The 4,558-nt window shown below is 68.4% G+C and carries 2 protein-coding genes and 3 pseudogenes; 2 read left to right on the top strand and 3 right to left on the bottom strand.

Annotated elements, in window-relative coordinates:
• Nucleotides 1–104: 104 nt before the first annotated feature.
• Together ACWDA7_RS50720 and ACWDA7_RS50715 are read left to right on the top strand one after the other, a co-directional pair.
• Nucleotides 105–634, top strand: a pseudogene (locus ACWDA7_RS50720) (HAD-IA family hydrolase); the annotation flags it as partial.
• A 498-nt stretch (nt 635–1,132) separates the two neighbouring features.
• Nucleotides 1,133–1,560 (top strand): annotated as a pseudogene (locus tag ACWDA7_RS50715) (DsbA family protein); the annotation flags it as partial.
• A gap of 253 nt (nt 1,561–1,813) precedes the next feature.
• Here the strand turns inward: ACWDA7_RS50715 and ACWDA7_RS50710 are convergent.
• The 3 genes and pseudogenes from ACWDA7_RS50710 to ACWDA7_RS50700 all read right to left on the bottom strand — a co-directional run.
• Entirely contained in the window at nt 1,814–3,751 is a 1,938-nt protein-coding gene (locus ACWDA7_RS50710) for a SpoIIE family protein phosphatase (RefSeq protein WP_450614720.1), read from the bottom strand.
• 305 nt (nt 3,752–4,056) lie between these two features.
• A pseudogene (locus ACWDA7_RS50705) lies at nt 4,057–4,308 on the bottom strand (IS630 family transposase); the annotation flags it as partial.
• Nucleotides 4,309–4,342: 34 nt separating this feature from the next.
• On the bottom strand, nt 4,343–4,558 hold a 216-nt coding region (locus ACWDA7_RS50700), incomplete at its 5' end, for a SpoIIE family protein phosphatase (RefSeq protein WP_450614718.1).

Raw genomic sequence — 4,558 nt, 5'->3', positions numbered from 1 at the left:
TGCTGGAAGCGTAAAGAACTCCCATCATCGCAGGTCACAAGGCACTTCTTCATTTTCCCAAGCGTCATCCACAGGCATCGGTCGGTGGATCGAGGTTTAGTGCGGACACGGACTACCGCGACTTCGTCGACGGGCGGTCGAGAGCCGACGGCGTGCGGTGCTTCCTGTCCTCACGCAGCATTGAACTGCCCGACGGCAGCCCCGACGACCCCGCGGGTCTGGACACCGTGCACGGCCTGGGCCGCTGGAAGATAGACCTGTTCGAGGCCAGGATCCGCTCGCAGGGAGCTGAGGTCTACCGGGACACCATGGCCTACCTCGTGGCGGCCCGTGACCGGGGGGTTGCTCACAGCTGTCGTCACGTGACGGCGTCGTGGCCGCGAGCCGGGGCTTGCGGGGCAAGCCCCATCCCGACACGTTCCTGGCGGCAGCCCGCGCCTTGGCCAGCACCCCTCCGAGTGCGCAGTCTTCGAGGACGCAGGCAGGCATGGACGCCAGCGGGTCGGGGCACTTCGGGTGGGTGGTCGGCGTCGACCGGACGGACCAGGCCGGCCTCCTGTACGCGCATGGCGCCGATACGGTCGTCAGGGACCTGGGAAACCTTGCGGGCACTCCCGACCGGCGGCACCGGTGATCAGCCATCCGTCGTACGCCGTCAAGCCGTGGGCACTGCGGGAGACCGCTGGACCACATATCCGAGCCACTGAATCAGTAGGCGGCAGATCGTGCATCTAGGCACTAACCGCGCGGAGCGCCGCCAACATGCGAAGCGGGTGCTTGCGACTGCAGGAGCCTTAGGACGCGGTCGGCCTGAGAGCGGTGGACATCGCCGGGCGGGTGAGGGCGGGGCGTCCGCGTTGGGATCTCGCAAGTCGCGGTGGACCAGGTCGGAGCTGACAGCGAAGCGGATATTGCGCTGCGCGTGCCGACGTCCTAGCTGGTCAAGCCACCTGTGCATACTCGTGGAAGAGACCGCCGAGTCGGTCAAGTCGGCCCCGTTCAGCGATGGGATCGGGCACCGGCCGCAGATGCGCAAGGTGCGGTGAGGCCGATGCTCGTTGTAGACCGACTCGAACTCTGCGCCTCAGCGGCCGTGCCCAGCGGGGTGAGCGCTGAGCCGGGTGGAGCTGGAGGCCAGGCCGAGCCCGTCATTTGCGAGCTGCTGGGAGGACTCGGCGACGTGCGCTACGTCTGGCGCCACCTCCCTCTCACGGACGTCCACGTGCACGCCCAGATCGCCGCCGAAGCGGCGGAAGCAGCGGCTGTGCAAGGCCGCTACTGGTAGATGCACGATCTGCTCCTTACCCACCAGGGCTCCCTGTAGCCGGATGACCTCAGCCGCTACGCGGCGGAGATCGGACTGGACACCGAACGCTTCGAGCACGACGTGCGCACCCGGGCGGGCGCAGCGCACGTGGCTGAGGACGTGGAGTCGGCAGACCTCAGCGGCGTGGCAGGGACGCCCACGTTCTTCGTCACCGGCGGCACCACGGCGCCTACGACATCGCCAGCCTGTCCGCTGCCGTGCGCGACGCCCGCGAGCGGGCCCTGGCAGGGGCCGTCGTGCAGGCGTCGACACGAGGTAGACGGCCCGCTCACCGGGGCGTCGGAGATGACCATCAGCCGCGACCTGGGGGCCCTGGCCGCGCAGGGGGTGCTCAAGCGCTACCACGACCTGAAAGGGTGAGACAGGCTTGTGCGGCCGCTTCGCCGCCGCGTGCCAGGAGCAGGTGGGGGAGTCACCCTGGGCTGACGCTGCGCCATTGAATGAGGGCCGGAGGGCGGCTTGCCGCCCAGGGAGGCACATCGAGTCTCATGCGCGTCGGATGACTAGCACGGCCACGTCGTCGAGGTGGTCAACCGCGGCCACCGCGTCGAGTATTCGGTCTGCGGTCGCCTCGACGCCGAGCCGGTCCTGGAGGGCTCGAGCGGCCAGCGCTCCCGCTCGCTCCAGTCCGGCTTCCAGGGGCAGGCGCGGCCCTTCCACCACACCATCGGTGACCATGACCAGCGCGGTGCCCTCTTCCAAAGTGAAGGTCTCCTCGGGGTACTCGGTGTCAGGCACGATTCCCAGGACCGGCCCGGCGGGAAGTGTGCGGATGGTGTGGCTGCCGTCGTCGCGTGCGTGGAGCAGTGGCACATGGCCTGCGCTGGTGCCGATGACCTGCCCGTCATGCGGATCGAGGTGCAGCATGGTGCAGCTTGCGAAGCGCGGCGCGTCCATCGCGACGAGCAACTCGTTGGTACGAGTCAGCACCGTTCCCGGGTCAGGCTCGTGGGCGGCGATCGCGCGCATGGACGAGCGCACCTGGCCCATGAAAACCGCGGCATCCACGTCGTGCCCTTGAGCGTCGCCGATTTCCAGTGCAACCGCACCGTCGGGTAGGAAGAACGCGTCATACCAGTCTCCGCCGATATCCAGCCCATCTCGGCTAGGCCGATAGCGAGCGGCGACCTCCAGGCCTGGGAGGCGCTCCGGCAGCGTCGGGAGCATGCTCTCTTGGAGCGCCATGGACAGCTCGACGTGGGCTTGTTGCAACCTGATGGCCCTCAGTGCCTGGCCTGCCAATTCGGCCAGAGCCGTCATGAAGGCGAGCTTCTCCGGGGACGGAGGGTGCTCACTGTCGTACGTCACCACCCAGGCCCCGAGCGGCCGGTCGCCCACCGGGCTGAGGGGGGTGATCGACAAGGCGGTGCCGGGGGCGGGGCGCGCCAGGGGCAGACCGTCATCATGCAGCCACCGGCGAGCAAGCTCCTCGTGGTTGCGGAAGAACTGCGCCTGACCGGTACGGATCACGTTGGGCAACGGCCGGTCCTCATCCAGCGACAGGCCGAGCAGAGCATCAACCTCCCACGTGGGGATCCCGGCATCCGAGGAGACCCGCAAGCGACCATCGTCGACGAGTGCGAACAGGGCGCCGGAACCTCCGACGGCCGCAGCGAGCCGGGCCAGGACAACCTGCTGCAGTTCCTGCTCGGTGGCGGCGCTGAACAGGGCGGAGGAGAACGCGGTGATCCCGTCGGCTCGCTCCCGCTCCGCGCTCACCTCGGCCAGCGTCTCTTGGCGGTGTGCCTCCGACTGGGTGTCGTCGCGGATCACCGCGAAGACCCGTTCGGGGCCGCCGTATCCCAACTGGAGCCGGCGGACCTGGCCTGCGAGAACACGCCAGCCATCGTGCTCGGTGAGGAACCGTGACCTGATCCACGGGGACTGGGCGGCGGACGAGCGCACAAGCCGCTGCACGTCCTTTCGGTCATCAGGGTGCACTCGCCTGATCATCTTGGACCGGGGCACCGGCCCTTGCGGGAAGAGCGCGCCCACGGCGGGTGCGCCACCCAGCCACTCCACCTGGTGCTCATCGGGGGAACACATGAAGAGGCCGAGGTCGGCAGCCTTCGCCGCAAGCTGGAATGGGACCACCAGACCGCCGAGGTCGTGTCTCGCGTCCAACGAATGCACCCACACGAGCCGCTCGCCGCTCGAGGGATCCGTCACCGGTCGCGCCTCGACGAAGCAGACCACAGATGCGGTGCTCGTGCCGGGAAATTCCAGCACACGCATCGCAAGCCCCTTCGTCGTGGCCCCGTGCGTCAGGAGGCCCTCAGCCGAGATGCGCTGGTCCTCGGGGAGTAGATCAACGAAGCCATGACCCACGCACTTTTCCCACGGCCTGTCCAGTTGAGTGGCCATCGCGGCGTTGAGGGAGCGGATGACACCGTCCAGGGTCAAAAGAGCCGACGGTGTAGCCATCTGAAGAAGTTCATCCGAGGCGTCCATTTGCCGCTCACTACCCATCGTCGAGCGATATGACCTCGTTGTCCCTCAACAACAGTATCTGCCGCGGAGCAGGTCGCGTCCCCTGCCGCTCATGACGAGCTCATCGTCACTTCGACGCGTCGACCGACCGCAAGGCCCGCCCACCCCTGCCTTCCTGAGGACGGGCTCGTCTCCGGTAGAAGTGGGTTGGGGCAGGCCTCCCGAGCCCGGGAGGCCTGCCCCAACCGTGTGGCTGGGCGGCTAGTGTGCTGTGGCCGCATAGGTTCGCCGGTCGTTCCGGCTGCGGCTTTAAGGAGGCGCCCGCCCCAGCCGATGCCTGTCTCGCTGCGGATGCGGGCACGTTCCTCGCGTTGCGTGGCAAGGACATCGCGGTGGCGGGCGTCGGCGTCGCACTAGCGCAGGTACGCGTGCAGGGCCCGGGTCTGCACGGTGTGGTTGGGGTAGTGGGAGTTGGCGATGGTGAACTGCCGCAGCGGTCCGAAGTGCGCCTCGATCGGGTTGGCGCGGGACGCGTAGGTCGGGGTGAAGCACCCGCGTGGTACACCTGCTGCGGAGCTCCTTCCGCTATGCCGTCCGCCAGGAATGGGCCGGGACGTGGGCCCCCTCGCGCTGCAGCACGATCAGGGCCATGTCGTCGGCGAGCGGTCCGCCCGTGTGCGCCCGCAGGTCCGCGCCGATCCTGCGTACGAGCGCATCCGGACGCCGATCGGCCCAAGCCGTCACCCGCTCGAGGAGGGGGTAGAAGCTGCCCAGGCGGTCCCGGGCCTCGGTGACTCCGTC

Source organism: Streptomyces sp. NPDC001156 (genome assembly GCF_053598275.1).
The sequence above is the reverse complement of the archived record's forward strand: the minus strand, read 5'-3'. Positions and strand labels throughout refer to the sequence as shown.